Annotated in this window: 21 protein-coding genes; 13 read left to right on the top strand and 8 right to left on the bottom strand. The window is 72.4% G+C overall.

The features are described 5' to 3' along the window. Positions 1-224 precede the first annotated feature (224 nt). Positions 225-941: an alpha/beta fold hydrolase gene (locus ACH4ZA_RS14815; RefSeq protein ID WP_398429641.1), complete on the bottom strand. Its 717-nt coding sequence runs from the start codon at positions 939-941 to the stop codon at positions 225-227. Positions 942-963: 22 nt separating this feature from the next. Next, positions 964-1,932: an alpha/beta hydrolase gene (locus ACH4ZA_RS14810; RefSeq protein ID WP_398429639.1), complete on the bottom strand. Its 969-nt coding sequence runs from the start codon at positions 1,930-1,932 to the stop codon at positions 964-966. Between the two features lie 312 nt (positions 1,933-2,244). Between ACH4ZA_RS14810 and ACH4ZA_RS14805 the strand changes: the two genes are divergently transcribed. After that, positions 2,245-3,093: an alpha/beta fold hydrolase gene (locus ACH4ZA_RS14805; protein ID WP_398429637.1), complete on the top strand. Its 849-nt coding sequence runs from the start codon at positions 2,245-2,247 to the stop codon at positions 3,091-3,093. A gap of 55 nt (positions 3,094-3,148) precedes the next feature. On the opposite strand, the gene ACH4ZA_RS14800 is transcribed toward ACH4ZA_RS14805, so the two are convergent. Then, a complete protein-coding gene (locus ACH4ZA_RS14800; RefSeq protein ID WP_398429635.1) occupies positions 3,149-3,442 on the bottom strand; it encodes a DUF6355 family natural product biosynthesis protein in 294 nt (97 codons plus the stop codon). Positions 3,443-3,785: 343 nt separating this feature from the next. Between ACH4ZA_RS14800 and ACH4ZA_RS14795 the strand changes: the two genes are divergently transcribed. The 5 genes from ACH4ZA_RS14795 to ACH4ZA_RS14775 all read left to right on the top strand — a co-directional run bounded on the left by ACH4ZA_RS14795 (position 3,786) and on the right by ACH4ZA_RS14775 (position 8,617). After that, positions 3,786-4,376 carry a hypothetical protein gene (locus ACH4ZA_RS14795; RefSeq protein ID WP_398429634.1) on the top strand — a complete coding sequence of 197 codons (591 nt, stop codon included), beginning with the start codon at positions 3,786-3,788 and terminating at the stop codon, positions 4,374-4,376. A gap of 2 nt (positions 4,377-4,378) precedes the next feature. Continuing rightward, complete coding sequence (locus ACH4ZA_RS14790) at positions 4,379-4,546, top strand: hypothetical protein (RefSeq protein ID WP_398429633.1); 168 nt, start codon at positions 4,379-4,381, stop codon at positions 4,544-4,546. Positions 4,547-4,589: 43 nt separating this feature from the next. Further along, positions 4,590-6,158 carry a hypothetical protein gene (locus tag ACH4ZA_RS14785; protein ID WP_398429632.1) on the top strand — a complete coding sequence of 523 codons (1,569 nt, stop codon included), beginning with the start codon at positions 4,590-4,592 and terminating at the stop codon, positions 6,156-6,158. 144 nt (positions 6,159-6,302) lie between these two features. Further along, complete coding sequence (gene dacB, locus ACH4ZA_RS14780) at positions 6,303-7,676, top strand: D-alanyl-D-alanine carboxypeptidase/D-alanyl-D-alanine-endopeptidase (RefSeq protein WP_398429631.1); 1,374 nt, start codon at positions 6,303-6,305, stop codon at positions 7,674-7,676. A 242-nt stretch (positions 7,677-7,918) separates the two neighbouring features. Further along, complete coding sequence (locus ACH4ZA_RS14775; protein ID WP_398429629.1) at positions 7,919-8,617, top strand: LuxR C-terminal-related transcriptional regulator; 699 nt, start codon at positions 7,919-7,921, stop codon at positions 8,615-8,617. A 72-nt stretch (positions 8,618-8,689) separates the two neighbouring features. Here the strand turns inward: ACH4ZA_RS14775 and ACH4ZA_RS14770 are convergent, their stop codons facing one another. Continuing rightward, on the bottom strand, positions 8,690-9,670 hold the full coding sequence (locus tag ACH4ZA_RS14770; protein ID WP_398429627.1) for a hypothetical protein: 981 nt from the start codon (positions 9,668-9,670) through the stop codon (positions 8,690-8,692). Between the two features lie 245 nt (positions 9,671-9,915). On the opposite strand from ACH4ZA_RS14770, the gene ACH4ZA_RS14765 reads away from it, so the two are divergent. Continuing rightward, positions 9,916-10,206 (top strand): zinc-ribbon domain-containing protein, encoded by a 291-nt coding sequence (locus ACH4ZA_RS14765; protein ID WP_398429626.1) that lies wholly within the window; start codon positions 9,916-9,918, stop codon positions 10,204-10,206. A 13-nt stretch (positions 10,207-10,219) separates the two neighbouring features. Here the strand turns inward: ACH4ZA_RS14765 and ACH4ZA_RS14760 are convergent, their stop codons facing one another. After that, positions 10,220-11,305 carry a sugar ABC transporter substrate-binding protein gene (locus tag ACH4ZA_RS14760; protein ID WP_398429624.1) on the bottom strand — a complete coding sequence of 362 codons (1,086 nt, stop codon included), beginning with the start codon at positions 11,303-11,305 and terminating at the stop codon, positions 10,220-10,222. Beyond that, positions 11,302-13,659, bottom strand: coding sequence for a SpoIIE family protein phosphatase (locus ACH4ZA_RS14755; protein ID WP_398429623.1), 2,358 nt, complete (start codon positions 13,657-13,659; stop codon positions 11,302-11,304). The genes ACH4ZA_RS14760 and ACH4ZA_RS14755 overlap by 4 nt, the downstream gene beginning before the upstream one ends. Positions 13,660-13,780: 121 nt before the next feature. On the opposite strand from ACH4ZA_RS14755, the gene ACH4ZA_RS14750 reads away from it, so the two are divergent. From ACH4ZA_RS14750 to ACH4ZA_RS14725, 6 genes are all read left to right on the top strand, one after another. Next, complete coding sequence (locus tag ACH4ZA_RS14750; RefSeq protein WP_398429622.1) at positions 13,781-14,872, top strand: sugar ABC transporter substrate-binding protein; 1,092 nt, start codon at positions 13,781-13,783, stop codon at positions 14,870-14,872. Between the two features lie 38 nt (positions 14,873-14,910). Beyond that, positions 14,911-15,684, top strand: a complete 774-nt coding sequence (locus tag ACH4ZA_RS14745; RefSeq protein WP_398429621.1) for an ATP-binding cassette domain-containing protein — start codon at positions 14,911-14,913, stop codon at positions 15,682-15,684. Between the two features lie 5 nt (positions 15,685-15,689). Continuing rightward, on the top strand, positions 15,690-16,889 hold the full coding sequence (locus tag ACH4ZA_RS14740; RefSeq protein ID WP_398429866.1) for a sugar ABC transporter permease: 1,200 nt from the start codon (positions 15,690-15,692) through the stop codon (positions 16,887-16,889). A 196-nt stretch (positions 16,890-17,085) separates the two neighbouring features. Beyond that, a complete protein-coding gene (locus tag ACH4ZA_RS14735; protein ID WP_398429620.1) occupies positions 17,086-19,344 on the top strand; it encodes a nitrate- and nitrite sensing domain-containing protein in 2,259 nt (752 codons plus the stop codon). A 174-nt stretch (positions 19,345-19,518) separates the two neighbouring features. Continuing rightward, positions 19,519-20,757: a nitrous oxide reductase family maturation protein NosD gene (locus ACH4ZA_RS14730; protein ID WP_398429619.1), complete on the top strand. Its 1,239-nt coding sequence runs from the start codon at positions 19,519-19,521 to the stop codon at positions 20,755-20,757. Positions 20,758-20,867: 110 nt separating this feature from the next. Next, entirely contained in the window at positions 20,868-21,935 is a 1,068-nt protein-coding gene (locus tag ACH4ZA_RS14725) for a methyltransferase (protein ID WP_398429618.1), read from the top strand. 83 nt (positions 21,936-22,018) lie between these two features. Here ACH4ZA_RS14725 and ACH4ZA_RS14720 read toward each other — a convergent pair whose 3' ends face one another. Together ACH4ZA_RS14720 and ACH4ZA_RS14715 are read right to left on the bottom strand one after the other, a co-directional pair. Continuing rightward, positions 22,019-22,351 (bottom strand): TcmI family type II polyketide cyclase, encoded by a 333-nt coding sequence (locus tag ACH4ZA_RS14720; RefSeq protein ID WP_351678178.1) that lies wholly within the window; start codon positions 22,349-22,351, stop codon positions 22,019-22,021. Between the two features lie 22 nt (positions 22,352-22,373). Next, positions 22,374-22,853 (bottom strand): SRPBCC family protein, encoded by a 480-nt coding sequence (locus ACH4ZA_RS14715; protein ID WP_398429617.1) that lies wholly within the window; start codon positions 22,851-22,853, stop codon positions 22,374-22,376.

Here is a 22,853-nt window from a genome sequence, read left to right as displayed (position 1 = left end):
GTGCGACGAGGATCGCGACTGACTCTGCTGCGAGTCAATAGTCCGGGACGCTTGACCTGATGAGCCGACGCGGCGGGAACGGCGTAAAACCCCACATCCGCCCGCCAGTTGCACCAGAGCCGGAGCGCGGGCGGCCGCCTGGGTCGGGCGGCCGCCCACACAGCAGCCCGGTTCCGGCCCTCCCTGCCGTCCCGGCCGTCAGGCCGTCGCGGCCGTCCCGGCCGTCAGCTCGTCGCCCGCACCGCGTCGAGGATCAGGTCCGCGACCGCCTTCGGCCGGGAGACGGCCACCGCGTGCGAGGCGCCCTCGAGCTCGACGATCGTCGCCCCGGCCCGCTTGGCGCCGAAGCGCTCGACCTCGGGGTTGATCGCCTCGTCCGCGGCGGCGACCAGCGCCCACGACGGCTTCGTCCTCCACGCGGCCGCCGAGGCGGTCTCCTCGAACGCGGCGGCGGCCAGCGGGCGCTGGGCCGCGGCGAGGACCCTGGTGACCTCGGCCGGCACGTCCGCGGCGAACACCCACGGGAAGGCGTCCTCGGCGATGGTGACCTCGACGGCCGGGTCGCCGCCGGGCACCGGGTACCTCCACTCCTTGAGGTTGCCGACCAGCGGCGAGAGCGGGAAGCGGCCCTGCAGCTCGCCGAGGCTTTCGCCCTCCTCCGGGACGTAGGCCGCGACGTAGACGAGGCCGACGACGTTCTCCACCGTGCCGGCCACGGTGATGAGGGCGCCGCCGTACGAGTGGCCGACGAGGATCACGGGGCCGTCGATCTGCGCGGCGACGGACGCGACGTACGCGGCGTCGGAGGCGAGGCCGCGCAGCGGGTTCGGCGGGGCGATCACGGCGACGCCCCGGCCCTGCAGCTCGGAGATGACGCCGGACCAGCCGGCGGCGTCGGCGAACGCGCCGTGGATCAGGACGACGGTGGGGGTGGCGGTCATGACGGTGTGCTCCTTCTGGGGGTCAGCCGTGCAGGGCGTCGCGCAGGGTGCCGACGGCGAGGTTGATCGCGGCTTCGGCGGCATGGGTCGGACGCAGGGCGTTGAGCATCACGAAGTCGTGGATGACGCCCTGGAAGCGGACGGCGGTCACCGGGACGCCGGCCTCGCGCAGCTTGTTCCCGTACGCCTCGCCCTCGTCGCGCAGCACATCGGCCTCACCGGTGATCACCAGGGCCGGGGGAAGGTCCTTCAGCTGCTCCGGCGTCGCCCGCAGCGGTGACGCGGTGATCTGTGCGCGTTCGGACTCGTCGGTCGTGTACTGGTCCCAGAACCACTGCATCGCGTCACGGCGCAGGAAGTAGCCCTCCGCGAACTGGTGGTAGGAACCCGTGTCGAAGGCCGCGTCCGTCACCGGGTAGAACAGCACCTGCTGCACCAGCGGCACACCGCCGCGCTCCTTGGCCATCAGCGTCAGCGCGGCGGCCATGTTCCCGCCCACCGAGTCGCCCGCGACCGCGATGCGCGCCCCGTCCAGGTCCTTCGACGCGCCCTGCTCCACGATCCACCGGGCCACCGCGAAGTTCTGCTCGATCGCCACCGGGTAACGCGCCTCGGGCGAGAGGTCGTACTCCGGGAACACGACCGCGGCCCCGGCCCCCACCGCCAGTTCGCGCACCAGCCGGTCGTGCGTGTGCGCGTTGCCGAAAACCCACCCCGCGCCATGGATGTACAGCACCACCGGCAGCACGCCCTCGACGCCGGCGGGCCGCACGACACGGACCCGAACGGTCCCCGTCGGACCGCCCGCGACCGTCACCCACTCCTCGTCGACGGCGGGCTTGGCGATCTCACCCGACTGCACCTCGTCGACCGCCTTCCGGCCCTCCACCGGACCGAGATCGAAGAGGTAGGGCGGGTCGGCGGTGGCCTCGGCGAACGCCGCGGCCTGGGGTTCGAGCACCGGCGTGACCGGCTCGACGAGGTCGGACATGGAAACTCCCGCTGTTCTCGTGGTGCGTTGTCTCGAGTCATCACGCTAGGACGCGCGGGCGCCCGGGACTTGGCCGTGCGTGCACCGTCAGTGGTCCCCCGGTGCACCATCGCGGAGGCGGACCGGCCCGGATCCGTCCGCACGGCGCGGCGCGACCGGCGGGGTCGTCGGGGTCGTCGGGTCGTCGGGGTCGCCCCGCGAGCGCCGGTCGGCGGCCCTCGCGGGAACTCGGATGCACGGCTCTACCTAGGTGAACTAGCCTAAAACCTAGAGCCTCTAGCCATTACTGTCTCAGCCCTGCAGGAGCAAGCGTTGAACGCGACCCGTACCGGCACCCTCAAGGTGCCCGGCGCCACCCTCCACTACGAGATCGCCGGCAGCGGGCCGGTCCTCCTCCTGATCCCCGGCGGAGCCGGTGACGCCGGGATGTACGCGGGCATGACGCCGCGGTTGGCCGCTCACCACACGGTGGTCGCCTACGACCCGCGCGGCCTGTCCCGCAGCCCCCTCGACGGCCCGGCCGGCGCCCCGCACGCCGACGAGCAGGTCCGGGTGTGGAGCGACGACGCCCACCGCCTGCTCGAACTGCTCGCCCCCGACGGGGAGGCGGCCGTGCTCGGCTGCAGCTCCGGCGCGGTCGTGGCGGTCGACCTGCTGGCCCGACGGCCGCGGCTGGTGCGCAGGGTGGTCGCGCACGAGCCGCCGCTGGTGGAGCTCCTCGAGGATCCCGCTCCGCACCGAGCGCTCTTCGCCGAGGTGCGCGAGATCCACCGGCGGGCGGGAGCCGCAGCCGCCATGGCACGGCTCGGCGAGGGCCTGTCGGAGGGGACGGGGCGACAGGCGCCCGAGCAGCCGACGGAACTGCCGCCCGGCATACGGGAGATGGCCGGGCGGATGCACGCCAACCTGCCGGTGTTCCTCGGCCGGGTTCTGGTCCCGTTCTCCTCGTCCGTGCCCGACCTCGCGGCGCTCCGCCGGGTCGCCGACCGGCTGACGCCGGCCGCGGGGCGGGACTCCCGCGACCAGGCGGCGCTGCACGGGCCGGCCGTGCGGCTCTCGGAGCTCACCGGATCCGAGTTCGCGGAGTTCCCCGGCGGCCACCTCGGCGCCGTCGAGGACCCCGAGGAGTTCGCCGGACGCCTGCTGACCGTACTGAACTGAACGGCCCCGCCCCCTGAGGAGGACAGGGGGCGGGGCCGCCGTTCACCGCACCGCATCAGCACAGACGGCCGACGTAGTGGGCGCCCTGGATCTTTCCGGCCGGCCCCAGCCAGGTCGTGCCGGGGCCGACACAGCGCTCGTAGTCCGGCGCCAGGGCGACCTCGACCTTGACGACCACCCGGGAACCGTCGGACGTGCAGTGGTTGTAGTAGGCGTCGGAGCTGGTCTTGTAGAAGCCGCACGGGTCCGCGGCCGCGGGGCTCGCGGTGGCGGCGGTCACCGCGCCCAGCGAGGCGACCACCAGAGCGGCGGAACCGATGGTGCTGAGCACCGTACGAAGAAGGCGCACGACGAAACTCCTCGACCGATCAAAAATCAAGAGGGCCGCGCGGGGCGGATCCCCCGGCCGGCCGGTGGCGGTTGCCTGCCCCAGGATCGGGGCGCGGCGCCGGGGACGGCCACGGGTCGCGTCGGCGTTCACCCCGGGAATCGTTTCGCCGGTCCGCCGTTGGAGTGGATCTTCCTTCGAGGGCGACTCGACGGCGTGGATCCGGGGCAGGGCGGGCGGTTTCACCCGGCTGACCGCCCTGAGTGGTGGACCGGCGCGCGCTGCCTGACGGTGGATCACGTCAGGCCGGGTCAGGTGAGCTGACGAGGTGTCGGCTGCCCGGTCGGGACGGAAGGACCATCAGATGCGCTCTGCTCGAATGATCCTGGCCACCGCGGCGGCCTCGGCCGCCCTGGCGATCGGCGCCCCGGGCGCCTTCGCCGCCGACGGGGACTGGGACCACGACAGCTCCTCCTACAGCAAGGAGGACGGCTCCGCGTCCAAGGAAAACGGCTCCTGGTCCGGCAAGGAGCACGGCAAGGAGGACCACGGGAAGGAAGAGCACGGGAAGGAAGAGCACGGCAAGGGGGAGCACGACGGACCGCACGGCGGGATGCACACCGGCGGCGGCGCCCTGACCGCGGTGGACCAGGACGGCGACCACGGCGCGGCGAAGGACCCCCGGTTCGACCCGGAGACCTACAAGGACAAGGACAAGGACTGGGAGGCTGCCGACACCAACAAGGAAGAGCACGGCTCGGGCTCCTGGGAGGGCGGCAAGGAGGAGTCGGGCGGCTGGAGCGGTAAGCACGAAAAGCCCAGCGGCGGCATGCACACCGGCGGCGGCGCCCTCGCGGGCCCCTCGGTGACCGCGGCCGGACTCGGCGTCCTCGCCGTCGCCGGCACCGGCGTGTACGCCCTGCGCCGCAGGAGGACGGCGGGGGGTGTGGCCTGATCATGCCTGACGCGATAGCAGCCGCGGCCGCCACGCTCGCCCCGCGTGGCGGTCCGGCCGGCCGCCGGCGACCGCCGGCGGCCCCCGGCGCCGACGTCCTCGTCGGCGCCGGCCCCGTGCGCTTCGCCGCCGTCACCCCTGTCGGCGGCCCCGCTGCGCCCGTACACTGACAAATCGCAGATGTGCGGACGCAGTTCAACGGGGGGAGCCGCCATGTCGGGGGACCAGTACGGCAGATACGACCAGACCTTCAGCGTTCCACCCATGCCGTCGGCGCCGCCGCCGGCCCCCGCGGACGGAGTGCGGGCCGTCGCGGTCGCGGTGCTCAACCTCAGCGGACTCGGGCTGGGGTACGCGCTGACGCGGCGCTGGGTGCTGACGGCGCTGTGCTGGGCGGCCACCGCCGCCCTGCTGCTCGTGGCACTGCCGGCCGACCCGGACGGCGTTCCGGGTTCGGCGCTCGTCCTGTACGGCGTGTTCCTCGTCGCCGTGGCGGCGCACGGGGCGCGTGTGGGCCTGCGCACGCCACTGACGGGACTGCGCAACGCGCCCCTCGCACTCGGGCTCGGGCTGCTTCTGCTGGTGGCCCCGGCCGGCGGGGCGGTGCTCTACGACGGAGCGCGCGACGAAGCGATCCAGCAGATGCTGCTCGACCGGCTCGACGAGGCGAACCGCCTCGTGGAGGCGGCCGGCGACCGGCCCTTCGACTCGGCGCAGGCCGACTACCGCAAGGCTCTCGACGCCTACGCCGCCCTGCAGGCCGATCACCCCCGCTCCCGGGCCGCCGAGCGGGTGCCCGCGCAGATGAAGACCTTCTACCGGACGGTCGGCGCCTCCTACGACCAGGGGGACCACTGTGCGGCGACCGCGCCGCTGAAGTTCCTGCGCACCGTGCCGAAGAGCCTGCCCGGGACGGATCTCGGCGATCTGAAGACCTGGCCCGACGACCGGCTGGCCACCTCGCTGTACGAGTGCGCGTCCGCGTCGCTCACGGCGGGCGAGGCCGGCTGGACGGGACAGTTCGGGGAACTGCTGACGACGTTCCCCGCGTCGGCGCAGGCGGCGAAGGTGGAGCCGGCCGTGGCGGCGGCCGTCGTCAAGACGGAGAAGGACCTGGGCGGAGCCGAACCCTGCGCGGCGGTCGAGCGACTGTCCACGCTGAGCTCGCAGATCGACGGACTGCCGGCCGAGCGGACGACCTTCGCCGGCGCCCTCGACAAGGACGCCGCCCGGGCCACGGCGAGCGCCGACACGGGTGAGTACGCCTGCGGTGTGGACCAGTACCGGGACGGCGACTTCAAGTCGGCGCAGACGACGATGACCGAGTACGCGTCCGGCCACAAGAGCGCGGGGAACGCGGCCCTGGCGAAGAAGTTCGCGATAGCGGCGGAGATCGCCCAGACCGTCCCGGCAGCGGGAAAGAAGCCGCCGACGGCGCGTTCGGGCGGCAGCATCTCGGTGACGGTGCAGAACGACAGCCCCGACCAGATCACGGTTCTCTACACCGGTCCGGTCACCGGCAGTTTCACCCTCAAGGGATGCGGCAGCTGCAAGGCGTACTCCCTCGGCAGCACCCTGAACCCCGGTTTCGAGCCCTGCAGCAACAGCAGCAAGAAGTATCCGGAGCGCACCATCAGCCTGCCAGCCGGCACCACGTTCTTCCTGCACAAGCCGATGAGCGGGAGCCTCGACACGCCTGCTTCGGACACGGCCAAGCTGGAATCCGGCTACATCTACACCGAATGCGCCTATACGACGCAGCGCCTGGGATCGCTCTCCTGAACGTGGGGGAAACGCGTGGGGAATTCCGTTCGCTGAATTTCCGTCAGTTTCCGAATTCATTGCCTGTGGAGCACATGTGACAGGTGATAAGGTGCGCCGGAATTCCCCTTGCGCGACCCCCCACGAAAGCCCTGAGAAACCCCCATGGACGACATAATGCCGGAATCCTCCACCTCTTCCTTCACGCCGGGCGGCCGGCGCAGACACCGCAAGGCCCGGCAGAGCGGCGTGGGCCTGCGCAGGGCGCTCGTGCTCGCACTGGCCGTGCCCGTCACCTCGGCCGCCCTGGCGGGCCCCTCGGCGTTCGCCGTGGACAAGGGCGTCGGCACGACGGCCAAGGACACGTCCCCGTCCCCGGGTCTCGACACGGACGACCAGCAGATGGCCGCCAATCTCGCGACCCGGGTCCTGGACCAGCGGCTGGGCTCCGACGTCAGCGGCGTGGTCCTCGACGCCGATTCGGGCGCCGACCTCTGGGACCACAACGGGGCGACGGCGCTGATGCCGGCGTCCAACGTCAAGCTCGCCACGTCGACCGCGGCGCTCACCGTGCTCGGGCCCGACCACCGGTTCACCACCAGGGTCCTCTACGGGGACGGCACTCTCACCCTCGTCGGCGGCGGCGACCGCACGCTCACCGGCGCGGACCTCGGCGAGCTGGCGAGCAGCGCGGTGGCCGGCCTCAAGGCCGCCGGGCTGACGTCGGTGAAGGTCGCCGTCGACGACAGCCTCTTCCCCGAACCCACTCTGGCCAACGGCTGGAACACCGGCTACTACCCCGACTCCGTCGCGCCGGTGCGTGCGCTGGTCGTCGACGGACACGGCGTGCAGGACACCTCCCTGGACGCCGGGCAGGCGTTCGCGCGGCAGCTCACCGCGGCCGGCGTCACCGTGGACGGCGCCGTCACCCGGGCCACGGCGAAGGCGACGGACTTCCCGGTCGCCCGGCACCGGTCGGCGCCGCTGTCGGACATCGTCCACAGGATGCTCAAGACCAGCGACAACAACATCGCCGAGACCCTGCTGCGGATGACCGCCCTGGGCGCGGGCCGTCCGGCCACCTTCGAGGCGGGCACGGAGGTGGTGCGTCAGGTGCTGAGCGGGCGGTACGGGGTGTCGCTCGACCACTTCGAGATGTACGACGGCAGCGGCCTGTCCCGGGCGGACCGGATCCCGGCCGCCACCCTCGCGGACATCCTCGAACTGCTGACGAAGCCGCGCAACGCCCACGTCCTCGGCTCCATCCTGGACGGACTGCCCGTCTCCGGCGAGGCGGGCAGCACCCTCGGACCGGAGTGGGGCCGCTTCGACGACGTGAACTCCAAGTGCGCGGTCGGCAAGGTGCACGCGAAGACCGGCACCCTCACGGGAGCCATCGCACTGAGCGGCCTCACGCAGGGCAAGGACGGCAAGTGGAAGGTGTTCTCCTTCGTCGAGAACGGCTCCACCGCCAACCCGAACGACATCAAGGACGCGATGGACGGGCTCGCCGCGACCGTGAACGGCTGCTGGGCCTGACGCCGACAGCCGGGAAGTGACGAGAGAGGGCCGGCCGCCGACAGGCGCCGGCCCTCTCGCCCTGCGCGACCCCGCCATGACGCGCGCCGTGACGCGGCCGCGGGCGGTGACGTGCGCCGTGACGCACGCCACATGGAAACGATGCCGTTTCGATGGCTCCGGGGTCTATTCTGACTCACAAGTGAACGAAACAGTTTCGTTCCCTCGAGGCGTTCGCCCCCACCGCATGGAGAACGACAGCCATGGCCTGCGTACTCATCGTCGACGATCAGTCCCTCCAACGTGCCGGCCTGCGCATGCTGCTGGCCGCCGTACCCGACATCACCGTGGTGGGCGCCACGGCGAGCGGCGCCGAAGCGGTGCGCATGAGCGCGGCGCTCCGCCCCGACGTCGTCCTGATGGACGTCCGCCGTCCGCTCCCGGACGACATCGACACCATCCGCCGCATCGCCCGCCCCTCCCCCCTCGCCGCGGTCGGCGAGGGGGGAGGGGCGCCCGGGCGCGCGCCGCGCGTGCTGGTCCTGACCTCCACCGGTGACGCCGCGTACGCCTACGCCGCGCTGCGCGCGGGCGCCGGGGGCTTCCTGCTCAAGGACGCCACCCCCGACGAGCTGACCGCGGCCGTCCGCGTGGTGGCGGCGGGGGACGCCGTCATCACGCCCGGACTGACCCGGGCGCTCATCGACACCGTCCGCCACGACCGCGCCGCGCTCCCCCGCAAAGGCGCGGCCGGGCCCGACGCCCTCACCGAGCGCGAACGCGACGTGCTCGTCGCGGTCGCCTCCGGCCGGTCCAACGCGGAGATCGCCGCGCGGCTGTCCATCGCCCCGACCACCGTCAAGTCGCACGTCAGCCACATCCTCGCCAAGATCGGCGCCCGCGCCCGCGTCCAGGCGGTCGCCTACGCCTACGAGTACGGCCTGGTCCATCCGGCGGCCTGACGCGGCCCGGGCCGCTCCGACGGCCCCGGCGCCCGCTTCACGGAGCCGGGCCGCCGGCGCCTTCGGTGCGCCCTAGTTCCGGGCGCGCTGGCGTACCTGGGCCAGGACGAGGTTGGGGTCCTTCTGGGTGAAGTACGCCGCGCCGGTGACGTAGGCGGTCCGGCCGCGCACGGCCACGGCGGTGGGGTTGGACAGTCCGGCCTTGCGGTCGAGGACGACCTGGTGGGCGCCGTCCGGGCGGACCAGGGCGACCTCGCTGCCGCCGGTCAGCGCGACGAGGGCCGTGTCGCGGTGCCGCTCGACGAACCCGAAGTCGTCGAGCGCGTAGAGGCCCGTCGCCCGGGTCTCGATCGGGCAGGCCGAGCCGTTCTCCCGGACCGGGATGCGCAGCAGGGTTCCGGCGTTGGTGTTGGACACCCACACGGAGCCGCGGTGCAGGCGCAGACCGTTGGCTCCGACCCGGGCCGCGGGCCGCGCGTTGCGCGGCTCGAGCTCCGCGCCCGAGGCCCACGCGGTGGGCCTGCCGCCCGCGCGCGGTACGCGCCAGACGGTACCCAGCACCGAGTCGGCGACGTAGAACACGCCTCGGCGCTCGTCGAGGGCGAGGCCGTTGGGGAACCCCGTCGCCGGCAGCTGGGCGATCTGGCGGGGCCTGCCGCCGCCGGCGGGGACGCGCCAGATGCCGGTCGCGCGGGTGCCGGTGGCGTAGGTGACGTACAGGGTGCCGTTCTGCGCGCGGGCGATGCCGAGCACGACGGCCCTGCCGACGACGGGCGTGGACGCGTCCGGCACGGCGGGCAGCGTCGCGAGGAGCCGCTTGCGGCCCTCGCGGGTGACGTTGACGACCTGCCGGGCGGTCGAGAACGTCAGGTCGGCAGAGCCGTCGGGTTCGAGCGCGATGTTCTCCGGTGACTCGCCCTTGGCGAGGTCGAAGTGGGCGACGACGCGCGGCGCCGACACCGTCGGCTCGTCTCCGGCGGCCGGCGCCGTGGCGAGCAGCCCGAGGGCGAGTACAGCGGCGGTGACGCCCGCCGAACGGGGAAGTCGGGTCATGAGACCTCTTCTCGGAGGAAGCCTGAACCGCCTTGTGCGGCGGCCAGACGACCATGGCGGCGCCCCGGCGGCGACCGTCGCCGTCGCGGCCGGGAGATCGCCCGCGTGGCCCACGGCATCGACCCGCCTGCCGCTCACCCGGGTGATCCCGCCATGCAGCAGACTGTGCGGTGCGACAGCCGTCCCGAAGGACACCCGGACGGACCCTCGTCCGGACGGACACCCACCCCAGAAGGAAGCACGACGTGATCATCTTCGGCACCAAGGGATACCTCTACCAGCTGGCGATACTGACGCTGGTGTGCGGCCGCTGCGGCAACCCCGCCGCGCACACCCTCAGGAAGCGGGTCACGAAGTTCACGCTGTTCTTCGTGCCGTTGTTCCCGATCTCCTCGAAGTACGCGACCCAGTGCACGTTCTGCGGCGCGGAGCAGCAGGTGGCCAAGGAGCAGGCCGAGCAGCTGCAGGCGCAGGCCGCCGGTCACGTCGGCGGTCAGGCTTACGGGCAGCCGCAGCAGCAGCCGTACCAGCGCTGACGCCCGACGGGGCTCACGAGGTGAGCCCGACCCGGTCGCAGGCCGTGCGCAGTGCCGGGGTGCAGATCTGGGCGACGGTGTAGACGCCCTTCTCGACCAGGACCGGTTCGATGTCCTCGGCCGTCACGGCGGTCGGGGTGAGCAGGACCGAAGGGATGTCCTCGGTGGTGGGGCTGTCGACGGTCGTGGCGGCGCTGTCGCGGGGATCGTCGCCCCGTCCCACGGCGACGGCCATGGCGGCCACCGCGGAGGCCTCGTCCTTGAACGGCTTGTACACCGTCATGTACTGCTCGCCCTTGACGATCCGCCGCACGGCGTCGAGGTCGGCGTCCTGGCCGGTGACGGGCGGGAGCTCGGTGACGCCGGCGCTCTTGAGCGAGGAGATCACACCCGAGGCGATGGAGTCGTTGGCCGCCAGCACGCCGTCGATCCGGTCCGGGCCGAGGGCCGCGATGGCGGCGGACATGTTGGCGTGGGCGTTCTGCGCGCTCCAGTCCAGCGTGTTGTACGACCTGGCGATCGTCACCTCGCCGGCGAGGACGGAGAGCGCGCCCTTGCGGTACAGGGCCGCGTTGGGGCTGGTGGGGTCGCCGTTGACCATGACGACGTCGGCGTTCTCGGCCCGCCTGCCCAGGGCTTCGAGGAGCGCCGCGCCCTGGAGCCGGCCGACCTCGTGCCCGTCGAAGCCGACGTAGCCGGTGACGGGGCCCTCGGCGAGGCGGTCGTAGGCGACGACGGGGACGCCCGCGCGGCGCGCCTCCTGGATGGAGGAGCGCAGCGCCCGGGTGTCGGCGGCGTCGAGGATCAGGACCTTCGCGCCCTTGGTGACCATGGACACCATCTGCTGCCGCTGCCTGGTCACGTCGTTCTCGGCGTTGGCGTACTCGACTTTGCAGGCCGGGCACAGCTTCTTCACCTGCGCCTCGATCAGCGGCCGGTCCGAGTGCTCCCAGCGTGGGACGGCCCGGCTGGGGAGCAGCAGGCCGACGGTGAAGCCCCCGTGGTCGCCGCTCTGCCCCGCGCTGTCGCAGGAGGCCAGGGGCAGGGTGAGAAGGGCCGCGCCGGCCACCGCGGCTGCGTATCTGCGTCGGGTGCTCACGGCACTGCCTCCGGTACGACGATCTCGCTCCACACCTGTTTTCCGCCGGCCACCGGGACCGAGCCGAACGTGTCGGACATCGCCTCGACCAGCAGCAGGCCGCGGCCGCCGGTGGACTCCCAGTCGACGATCACCGGTTTGGCGGGGGCGCGCGGCGAGGAGTCGCTCACGCAGACGCGGACCCGGTCGCCGCGCAGGATCAGGTCCAGACGGACGGGCCCCTGTGTGTGCACGAGGGCGTTGGTGACGAGCTCGGAGACGACCAGCAGCACGGCGTCGGCCGCCTCCTGGACCTCCCAGCGGCGCAGGGTGCGCGCGGTGAAGCGGCGGGCGTGCATCACGGCGTCGGGCAGCCGCCACACCATCCAGCCGGCCCGGATGGGGCGGGTCTTCATGCCGTCGTAGCGCAGGAGCAGCAGCGCCACGTCGTCCTCGCGGCGGCCGGCGTCGCCGAGCAGGAGGTCGGCCGTGCGGCCGAGGTCCACGGGGTCGGCCGCGGCGAGCGCGGTGCGGGCGCGTCGCATGCCCTCGTCGAGTGGGAGGTCGGCGGCCTCCACCAGGCCGTCGGTGACCAGGGCGAGGACGGTGCCGGGGGTCAGTTCGACGGCCGTCATGGGGAAGTCGGCCTCGGCGAGGATGCCCAGCGGGGGGCCTCCCGCGACCTCCACCTCCTCGGTCTCGCCGTCGGGCCTGCGCAGCAGGGGCGCCAGATGACCGGCCCGCACGAACAGGGTGTTGCCCTCCTCCATGTCCAGTTCGGCGTAGCAGCAGGTCGCGAACAGGTCGGTCTCCATGCCGACGAGGAGCCGGTTGGCGTGGGAGACGACCACGTCGGGCGGGTGGCCCTCCATGGCGTAGGCCCGGACCGCCGTCCGCATCTGGCCCATGATCGTCGCGGCTCCGGCGCTGTGTCCCTGCACGTCTCCGATGACCAGCGCCACCCGGTCCTGGGAGAGGGCGATGACGTCGTACCAGTCGCCCCCCACCTGCAGGCCGCGCCGGGCCGGCAGATAGCGGGCGACGGCGGTTCCGCCGGGGAGTTCGGGCAGGCGCCGGGGCAGCAGGCTGCGCTGGAGCATGGTGGCGAGTTCCTGCTCGGCGTCGTGCGCGTGGGCCCGTTTGAGGGCCTGGCCGACGAGGGCGGCGGTCGCGGTGAGCAGGGAGCGCTCCTCGGGGACGAACTCGTGCGGCCGGTCCCAGCCGACCAGGCACACGCCGGCGACGCTGCCCTTGGCGGGCAGCGGCAGGACGGCCAGTCCCCCGGGGCCGATGCCGGACAGGCCGGGTTCGAGGTCGGCGTCGGTGGGCCACAGGTCCATCCGGCCGTCGCGCAACGCGTCCCGCAGGGTGGGCAGGGCGCGCAGCGGTGCGTCGGGCCATTCGGTGCGCCATTCCGAGCGCCAGGCCTCGGGCCAGGCCGCGGGCTGGGGCGGGTCGAGGACGGTGACCATGAGCCGGTCGTCCTGCAGCGCGGCGAGGGCGACGCGGTCGGCGGCCAGCGGCTCCCGCAGGGCGGCGACCACCACGCGGCCGACGTCGCGGACCGTCGCGGCGTCGTCGAGGGCGGCGGTCAGCCACTGGATGCGGGAGACGTCGTCGGCTCCGCGGCGCAGCACCGGGGTCGCGGTCACCACGCCGAGCACGCCGTCGGGGCGGCCGTCGGCGGCGGGCGCGGTCCGGCAGCTCAGGCTCAGCCAGCGCATCTCGCCCTTGGGGCCGCGGACCCGGAACTCCAGGTCGCGCCGGCCGGACTCCAGGTCCGCGGGCTCAAGGACCGTCATCAGGGCGTGCATGTCCTCCGGCAGGGCGTGGGCGAGCAGGGTGTCGACCTTGCCGTCGAAGTCGTCGGGGGTGATGCCGACCAGGTCGAGCAGGGTCTCGTCGGCCTCTATCAGGCCGGTGTCGGGGAAGAGGACGAAGGAGCCGACCCGCAGGCTGTGCAGGGCGGGCGCCAGCAGGGACGCCGTCTCCGTCGGTTCGGCGGCCGGTCCGAGCAGGACGGCGACGGCGTCGGCGTACCGCTCCAGGAACCGGCGCTGTTCGTTCTCGAAGCCGTCCGCGGACGAGCCGAGGACGAGGAGGCAGCCCAGCCGCCGTCCTTCCGCGTCCAGGGGGAGCGCTCCGAGTGGTCCGGGAGGGGTGCCGGGGGGCAGCCAGAGGGGGCGGTCGGTGCGGTAGGCGAGCACTGCGGGCGAGTCACCGGACAGCGGCAGGCGCTCCGGCGGCCGCTGTCCGGAAGGGGTTCCTCCGGACGTGTCCACCAGCCGGAGTTCTCCTTCGGCTGCGCCGGGCGCGTAGACCGCCGCCAGCGTCGCTCCGGCGAAGGTCAGGGCCCGGTCGAGGCATGTCCGCAACGTACCTCCCGTCCTGCCGCAGGTGCCGAGAGGTTGAGATCGGGGCACCCACCCACCAGAATCGCATATAAGGATCAGCCGAACATATCCACCTTATTGTCGTCTACGGCAGGTATCGCATATGAAGGCCTGCATTCGGGACACGGTGATGGCCCTGACCGTGCTCTGCGCGGCGGTGGTCCTGGCCGCCTGCGGGGCGGACGCCGGAAGCGAGCCCCGCGGCGGCGGGAGCGGGCCGCGCATCGGTCTGCTGCTGCCGGACTCCACCACACCCCGCTGGGAGGGCCAGGACAGGCCGCTGCTGGAGAAACGGATCGCCCGTCTCTGCGGCGACTGTAAGGTCGAACACGCCAACGCCAAGGGGGATGTGGCGCTCCAGCAGGAGCAGATGGATTCGATGATCACCAAGGGCGTCGACGCCATCGTGCTGGTGGCCGTGGACGCGCGCTCGCTCGGCCCCGCGGTCGCCAAGGCCCATGAGGCCGGCATCCCCGTCATCGCCTACGACCGGCTCGCCGAGGGCCCCATCTCGGGCTACGTCTCCTTCGACGGGGTGGAGGTCGGCCGGCTCCAGGGCAGGGCCCTGCTGCACGCGATGGGCGACAAGGTGCCCGGCGCCCAGATCGTCATGATGAACGGCGACCCGAGCGACCCCAACGCCAGGGCGTTCCGGCGGGGCGCGCTCTCCGTGCTCGCCGGCAAGGTGAAGATCGGCAAGGCGTACGACACCCCGCAGTGGCGGCCGGAGACCGCGCACATGAACATGACCGGGGCGCTGGCGGCACTCGGCCCCGAGTCCGTCGACGGGGTCTACGCGGCCAACGACGGTCTCGCCGGCGGCAGCATCTCGGCGCTCAAGGCGAACAAGGTCACCCCGCTGCCGCCGGTCACCGGACAGGACGCCGAACTTCCCGCGCTGCGCCGCATCGTCGGCGGCGACCAGTACATGACCGTCTTCAAGCCGTTCGGGCCCGAGGCGGCGGCCGGCGGCGCCATGGCCGTGGCGGCGGCGCGCGGGGAGAGCCTCGAGCCCGTCGCCACCGGCGAGGTGCCGACACGCGGCGGCGAGCCCGTCGCGTCGGTGCTGCTCACACCGGTGTCCGTGACGGTCGACAACATCGGGGACACGGTCGTCAAGGACGGCCTGCACACCGTCCAGCAGATCTGCACACCTCAACTCCGGGCCGCCTGCGACAGGGCCGGACTCACCTGACGCCGCGCGTCCCCGCTCCCGGGAAGAAGGTGGTTTGCGTGCCGGACCCCCCGTTGCTGGCGCTGCGCGGGGTGTGCAAGCGCTTCGGCGTCGTCCGGGTTCTCGACGACATCGATCTGGAGATCCACTCCGGCCAGGTCGTCGCCCTGCTCGGAGACAACGGGGCCGGCAAGTCCACCCTGGTCAAGGTGATCTCCGGAGTGGCACCCGCGGAGAAGGGCGTCATCGAGTGGCGTGGCGCGCCGGTGCACATCCGGCGTCCGCACGACGCCCGCGACCTCGGCATCGCCACCGTCTACCAGGACCTGGCGCTGTGCGGGAACCTCGACGTCGTCGGAAACCTGTTCCTCGGCCGGGAGATCCGCCGGTTCGGGTTCCTGGACGAGGTGGAGATGGAACGCCGCACCCGGCAGCTGCTGGAACGCCTCACCCGGGGCATGCCCGATCTGCGCGGCCCCGTCGTCTCGCTCTCCGGCGGTCAGCGGCAGACGGTGGCCATCGCCCGCTCGCTCCTGGGCGATCCGAGAGTCCTGCTGCTGGACGAGCCGACCGCGTCTCTCGGGTTCGAGCAGAGCACCGAGGTGCTCGACCTGGTGGACCGGTTGCGCGACCGCGGGCTGGGCGTGCTGCTCATCAGTCACAACATGGGCGACGTGAAGGCGCTCGCGGACCGGGCCGTCGTACTACGGCTGGGGCGCAACAACGGCTTCTTCGACGTGAACACCGCATCGCAGGAACAGATCGTCTCGTCCATCACCGGCGCCACGGAGAACGTGCCGCGCCGGCCGGCCGGCCGGGAGGCGGGGTGGTGAAGAGCATGCGGGCCGTCGCCCGCGCGATGGAGAGCGCAGTGACGTCGTTCCGGCGCAGGCTGAGCGCCGGCGAACTGGGTTCGCTCCCCGTCGTCCTCGTCCTGGCCGTCGTGTGGATCACCTTCCAGTCCCTCAACGAGAACTTCCTCTCGCCGCGCAACCTCTCCAATCTCAGCGTGGACATCGTGGGCACGGGGCTGATCGCCGTCGGCATCGTCTTCGTGCTGCTGCTCGGCGAACTCGACCTCTCCGTCGGCTCGATCAGCGGCCTGGCCGCGGCCGTCTTCGCCGTGCTGAACGTGAATCACGGGGCGCCGGAATGGCTCGCGCTGATCGTCGCGGTGCTGGCGGGCACGGTCGCGGGGACCGTGCAGGGCTACTCCATCGCCCGGACCCGGGTGCCGGCGTTCGTGGTCACGCTGGCCGGTCTGCTCACCTGGAACGGCCTCATGCTCGCCATCCTCGGCGACAGCGGCACCGTCAACCTGGACGAGAACGGCCTGATCGCCAGGCTCACCAGCTACTACTTCACTCAGGACGCCGTCGCCTACGGCCTGGCGGCACTCGCCGCGGGGGCGTACTTCTTCGCCTGCGACCGGGACCGGCGCCGCCGCCGGGTCCTCGACATGCCGCACCGCTCGCTGCGCGGCACCGTGGTGCGCACCGCCGCTCTCGCGGCGGTCGCCTTCGCCGTGGCCTACCTGCTGAACCGGTTCCAGGGGCTGCCGCTGGCCCTGCTGGTCTTCCTCGTGATGGTGGCCGGCCTCGACGTCATGCTGCGCCGCACGCACTACGGACGCCAGGTCTACGCGCTGGGCGGCAGCGTCGAGGCCTCCCGCCGGGCCAGTCTCAGCGTGACCTGGGTGCAGACCGCGGTGCTCGCGGTCTCGGGCACGATGGCCGCGATCGGCGGTCTGTTCCTGGCCTCGCGCATCACCTCGGTGAGCCAGAGCTCGGGGTCCGGCGTCCTGCTGGTGAACGCCATCGCCGCGGCCGTCATCGGCGGCACCAGCCTGTTCGGCGGACGCGGCACCACCTGGTCGGCGGTGCTGGGCATGCTGGTGATCCAGTCGATCGCGTCGGGCATGGCCATCACGGACACTCCGCCGGCCGTCCAGTTCATCATCACCGGCGGCGTGCTGTTCGCCGCCGTGGTCATCGACGCCCTGTCACGGCGCTCGCAGGAGTCGCACGGCCGCGCGTGAGTGCGCCCCGTGACTCCGCCCGGCGCGCGCCGCGGCCGTCGTGGGCAAAGTCATGCGGTCACCGGTAGCCAACGGGACGTGAACAGCACTAGTTTGGTGAAAGTTGCACCACTTCTGAACGCAGTGCTGCCGACGCGCCGTAGTGAGGGGTACCGGCGCATCCCGCGCGGGGCGTTCCACAGGCGATGAGGACAGCGTGCCGAACAACTCACCCGCAGCGGAGGGACGGAGATCCCTCACTCGCAACTGGCCCGTGGGCAGACGGCTGCGCGCCGTTCTCCTCATCCCGGTGCTCGTGGCCCTCGTGTTCGGGGGCATCCGGGTGAAACGTTCGGTGGACACCTGGCAGGACGCCGACGACGCGGTCCGCGTGGCGGAACTGGTCCAGGCCGCGAACAAGTACGCGAGCGACGCGATCAACGAACGCGACGTTTCGGTCATCCCGCTCGTGGCGGAGAAGAAGGAGACCGCCGCCGTCGTGCAGGCCCGGCAGATCACCGACGCAGACGCGAAGGCGTTCAACGCGGCGGTCGCCCGGATGCCGCAGAACAGCGGCCTCGTGCGGCGCGTGCAGCTGGTGCGCGAGGGCGAGAAGCAGCTCCCCGCCGTACGGGCCAACGCCTTCACCAAACGGATGTCCGGGGTGCAGACGGAGGAGAGCTACCACACCGTCCAGCACCCCCTGATGGAGATCTCCAACGAACTCGGGTACGGCAGCGACAACCAGGCCAGCTTCGGCCGGACGCTCTACGCCGTGTCCCTGACGCAGGCCGCCGAGTCCCTGATCCGCGCGATCGGCACGCATCTGCTGGTGGACGACCGCGACGCCCTCGCCCCTGGCGAACTGGAGACCCAGCTCGCCTCCTTCCGCTCGTACGCCTACCTGGAGCAGGTGGGTCTCCAGGAGTTCGCGGGCGCCGCCACCACCGCGGACATGGCACGCCTGCAGAAGGCGCTGACCGACGCCGAGGCCCGGGGCAAGCAGCAGACCGCAGCGGCCGCCGCCCAGGCCGAGGCGGCGGGGCAGAAGTACGTCGCCCCGCCTTCGATGGATGCGATGATCGCCGCGATCGCCACCGGGAAGCCCGCCGCGGACCTCGCCGAGCAGGGCATCACCCCGCAGTCCTTCTTCGCCGCGTCCACCCTGGGCTTCGACGCCTACCGCGGCGTGCAGGTGTATCTCACCGACGCCGCGCTCGCCAGCGCCCAGGACATCGCCGACCAGGCGCGCGGGGACGCGATCACCAACGCCGCGCTGGTGCTGGCGGCGGTGCTCGTCGCCTTCCTGCTCGCCACCTGGGTGGCCCGCACGATGGTCACCGGCATGCGCAAGCTGAGCGCCTCCGCCATCGAGATCGCCGGACAGCGGCTGCCCGCCGTGATCGACCAGCTGTCGCAGAGCGACCCAGGCAAGGTGGACACCCGGGTCACCCCCATCGCGATCGACACCACCGACGAGATCGGCGAGGTCGCCCGGGCCTTCGACCACGTACACCGCGAGGCCGTCCGGCTCGCGGCCGAGCAGGCGCTGCTGCGCGGCAACATCAACGCGATCTTCACCAACCTCTCGCGCCGCAGCCAGTCCCTGATCGAGCGCCAACTCGCCATGATCACCAGCCTGGAGGACAACGAGACGGACCCGGAGCAGCTGGAGAACCTCTTCAAACTGGACCACCTCGCCACACGGGTGCGCCGCAACGGCGAGAACCTCCTGGTGCTGGGCGGGGAGCGGCCCGCACAGCAGTGGGACCGCCCGCTGCCGCTGGTCGACGTCGTCCGCGCGGCCTCCTCGGAGGTGGAGCAGTACGAGCGCATCCGGTTCGCCGGCCTCCCGGAGGCCCAGATCCAGGGCCAGGCCGTGACCGACCTCGTGCACCTGCTCGCCGAACTGCTGGAGAACGCCACCGCGTTCTCCTCCCCGCACTCGGCGGTGCGGGTCACCGGCTCCCGGCTTCCCGACGGCCGGATCATGATCGAGATCCACGACGAGGGCATCGGCCTCGATGCGGACGACTTCGCGGTGATCAACCACAAACTGGCGAACCCGCCGACCGTCGACGTCGACATCGCCCAGCACATGGGACTGTTCGTGGTCGGCCGGCTCGCCGAACGCCACGGCATCCGCGTCCAGTTGCGCCCGTCCGCGGAGAAGTCCGGCACCACGTGCCTCGTCATGCTGCCCGACACGGTCGCCCAGCGTCCGGCGGACGCGATGCCCGATTCCGACACCCTGGCGCTGGCCATGGTCAGAGACCTCCCGGCGGCGCGGGGCGCGGGCGGCGCGGGGCCCTTCGGCGGTCCGGACTCCGGCGACGCCTTCACCGACTACGAGGCCTGGCAGGACGACGCGGGCAGGACGAGCCCGGTGCAGGAGGGGCCCGCCGCAGCCCGTCCGCCGCGACTCCCCCGCCGCTCGTCCGGAAACAGCCGGCGGGGCCGGGGCGACGGACGCTGAGGCCGACGGACACCGGGCGCGCCGCCCGAGCGGCGCGCCCCGGGAACCGGCGACGGCCGGCACGCCGGACACACAGGGCACGACGGATACGCCGAACGCACCGGACACGCCGGACACGCCCTTGGATGGCCCATCCCGCCGGGTAACCCGGCATCGGGTCATAGCGTGCGCAATATGAAGAAATGCCATATCGCGTACCTGGCGTGCAGTGCGACCCTCCTCGGGACGGGGCTCGGCGCCGCCGCCCCCGCCACCGGGCAACCGGCCCACCGTGTGCACGTGGTGCATCCGGGACAATCGATCCAGCGGGCCGTGGACGCCGCGGCGCCGGGCGACACCGTTCTGGTGGCCTTCGGCACGTACCGCGAGAGCGTCACCGTGAAGACACCCGGACTGACCCTGCGCGGCATGGGCCGCGGCACGGTCATCCGCCCGGCCGCAGCCGCCCCCGGCGCGACCACGGCGGGCACCGGGGCGACGGCCACCGGCGCCGCCCAGTCCGCGGCGAAGCCCGCCGCGAAGCCGGCGGCCAAACCCGCGACGAAGCCCGCCGCGAAGCCGGCGGCCAAACCCGCGGCCGAGCCGGCCGCCCCGGCCGCGGGCTGCGCCGAGAGCGGCAACGGCGTCTGCGTGCTCGGCACGAAGGAACAGCACGTCGAGGACGTCACCGTCGCGAACCTGACCGTCACGGGCTTCACCCGGTCGGGCGTCTACGCCATGGCCGCCGACAACCTGACGGTCCGCAACGTCACCGCCGAGAAGAACGGCGTGTGGGGCATCGCCCAGGAGGGCTCCCTGCACGGCGTGTTCCGGGGCAACACCGCACGGGACAACGGCGACGCGGGTCTCTTCCTCGCCAACTCGGTCAAGGAGGAGATGGGCGCCGTCGACACCGGGGGAACGGTCGTCGAGCACAACCGGCTCGAGGGCAACCGGATCGGCGTCACCGTCCGCAGGCTGCGCAACCTCACCCTCGCGGCCAACCGCCTCACCGGCAACTGCGCGGCGGTGTTCGTCGTCGGCGACGAGAACAAGCCGCGGGCCGGCCTGGTGACGGTGACGGAGAACCGTATCGAGCGCAACAACAAGTCGTGCCCGAAGACCGCCCGTCTGGACGCGCTGCAGGGCTCCGGCATCGTCCTGACCGGCGCCGAGGACAGTCTGATCACCCGCAACGTCATCAGGGACAACGTCGGCGCATCGCCGCTGTCCGGCGGCATCGTGCTGTTCAAGAGCTTCGTCGGCACCCCCAGCGAGCGGAACAGGATCAGCGACAACACGCTCGAGGGCAACGCCCCGGCCGACCTCGTCAACGCGGACACCGCGGGCAAGGGCAACACCTTCGAGGGCAACGCCTGCGCGGCGTCGAAGCCCGCCGGCCTGTGCCGCCCGGCCGACCGCACCCGTCGCTGACCCCGCGACGCACCACGGCACGGCGCGGCACCGAAGCACCGAAGCACCGAAGCACCGAAGCACCGAAGCAAGTCGAACCTCTGGGACCCGAGTACGAAGGAAGGCGGCACATGACGACCGTTCAGTCCCCCAAGCTGTCGGACCCGCCCGAGCAGGACCCGCCCCCCGCACCGCCGCCCTCCATGCGGATGCGGGAGCTCGCGTTCGGGGCCGCGTGCGCCGCCGCCCTGCGCGCGGCCGCCCGGCTGGGCGTGGCCGACGCCCTCGGCGACAGCCCGCTGCCCGTGGAGGACCTCGCGGCCGCGGTCAAGGCGGAGCCCCGGCAGCTGCGGCGGCTGCTGCGGGCCCTGTCCTGCTACGGCGTCTTCGCCGAGCGGCCGGACGGGACGTTCGCGCACACCGACGTCTCACGGCTGCTGCGCGAGGACGACCCGAACAGCCTGCGGGCCATCACCCTGTGGTGCACCGAGCCCTGGACCTGGGACGCCTGGCCGCTGCTGGACGAGGCGGTGCGCACCGGGCGCAACGTCGTGGAGGGCCTGTACGGGAAGGAGTTCTTCTCCTACCTCAACGAGGACGCCCCGGAGTCGGCCGACGTCTTCAACCGCGCGATGACCACGTCCAGCGTGCAGTCGGCGCGGGACGTCGCGGCGTTCCTGGATCTGTCGGGATGTGCGTCGGTCGCCGACCTCGGCGGCGGCCAGGGCCACGTGGTGGCGAGCCTGCTCGACAAGTACCCGGCGATGCGGGGCGCCCTGCTCGACCTGCCCCGGGTGGTGGAGAACGCGGTGCCGAGGCTGCTGCCGGGCGGCGACCTCGCCGACCGCGCCCGGATCGTGCCCGGCGACGTGCGCGAGGCCGTGCCGGTCGAGGCGGACGTCTACGTCATCAAGAACATCCTCGAGTGGGACGACGAGAGCACCGCCCGCACGCTGCGCAACGTCCGCGAGGCGGGCGGCCCGGGCACCCGGGTCGTGGTCATCGAGAACCTCGTGGACGACACGCCGTCGATGCGGTTCAGCACCGCGATGGACCTGATGCTGCTCCTCAACGTCGGCGGGGCGAAGCACACCACCGAGAGCATGGTCGCCCGGCTGACCGCCGCCGGACTGGTCATCGACGACGTCAGCCCGGTCAACCCGTACCTGCACGCGTTCGACTGTCACGTCGCGGGCTGAACCCGCACCCGTACCCCCTCGGACCACCGGTCGCCGGGCCCGCCGCGTCGCGGGCCCGGCGACCGGTGTGGTCCGGCGCGGCCTCAGCCCGCCGGCTCGCGCTCCCAGAGGTAGAAGCGCTGCGCCATGGCGTCCTTGGGCGACCGCCAGGTCTCGGGGTCGTACGCGCTGACGTACGAGGACAGCCGCTCGCTGACGTCCCGGAACTCCGGGTGCCCGGTGATCTTGGCGATGGCGGGGCCGGGGTCGCGCTCGGACTCGATCAGATGCATGTAGACGTCGCCGAACTGGAAGAGGCTGCGCCGGACGACGCCGACGAGCCGCGGGAGCTCACCGCGGTCGGACTCCTCGAACACCTTGGCGATGTCGGGCGCCGATCCGGGGGCCATCCGGGCGACGATCAGTGCTTGGTGCATGGGGGGCCGTCCTCCGTGAGGGTCAGTCGGTCAGACCGGGCGTCGCGCCGCGCTCGGCGGCCGCCTTCTCGATGCGGTCCCGGATCAGGGCCATCTGGACCTTGGAGTTCCGGTTGATGTTGTCGGTCATCCACTCGTCGTCGACCGGCGCCTGCGGTTTCATCGCGAAGTCCTGCGTCCAGACCATCCGCGTGCCGCCCGGCACCTCCTCGTACCGCCAGTGGATGTCCATGTGGTCGAAGGGTCCCGTCTCGACCCGGCGGGCCTTCACCGTGCGGGTGTCCCGGTCCGGCTCCCGCTCCGAGACCCAGCTCCACACGGTGCCGTTCTCGTCCGGGTGCATGGTCAGCCGGAAGGTGGTCTTGCGGCCCTCGCGGGAGAGGATCTCGACCGAGGCGTACTCGCTGAACAGCCGAGGCCAGTTCTCCAGGTCGTTGGTGATCTCCCAGACCAGTTCCAGGGGCGCCGCGATGGTGATCTCGTTCTGCGTGTGTCCGGACAT

The organism is Streptomyces sp. NPDC020597 (assembly GCF_044335095.1).
Classification (GTDB): Bacteria; Actinomycetota; Actinomycetes; order Streptomycetales; family Streptomycetaceae; genus Streptomyces.
This window is presented reverse-complemented; position numbering and strand designations above follow the sequence as displayed.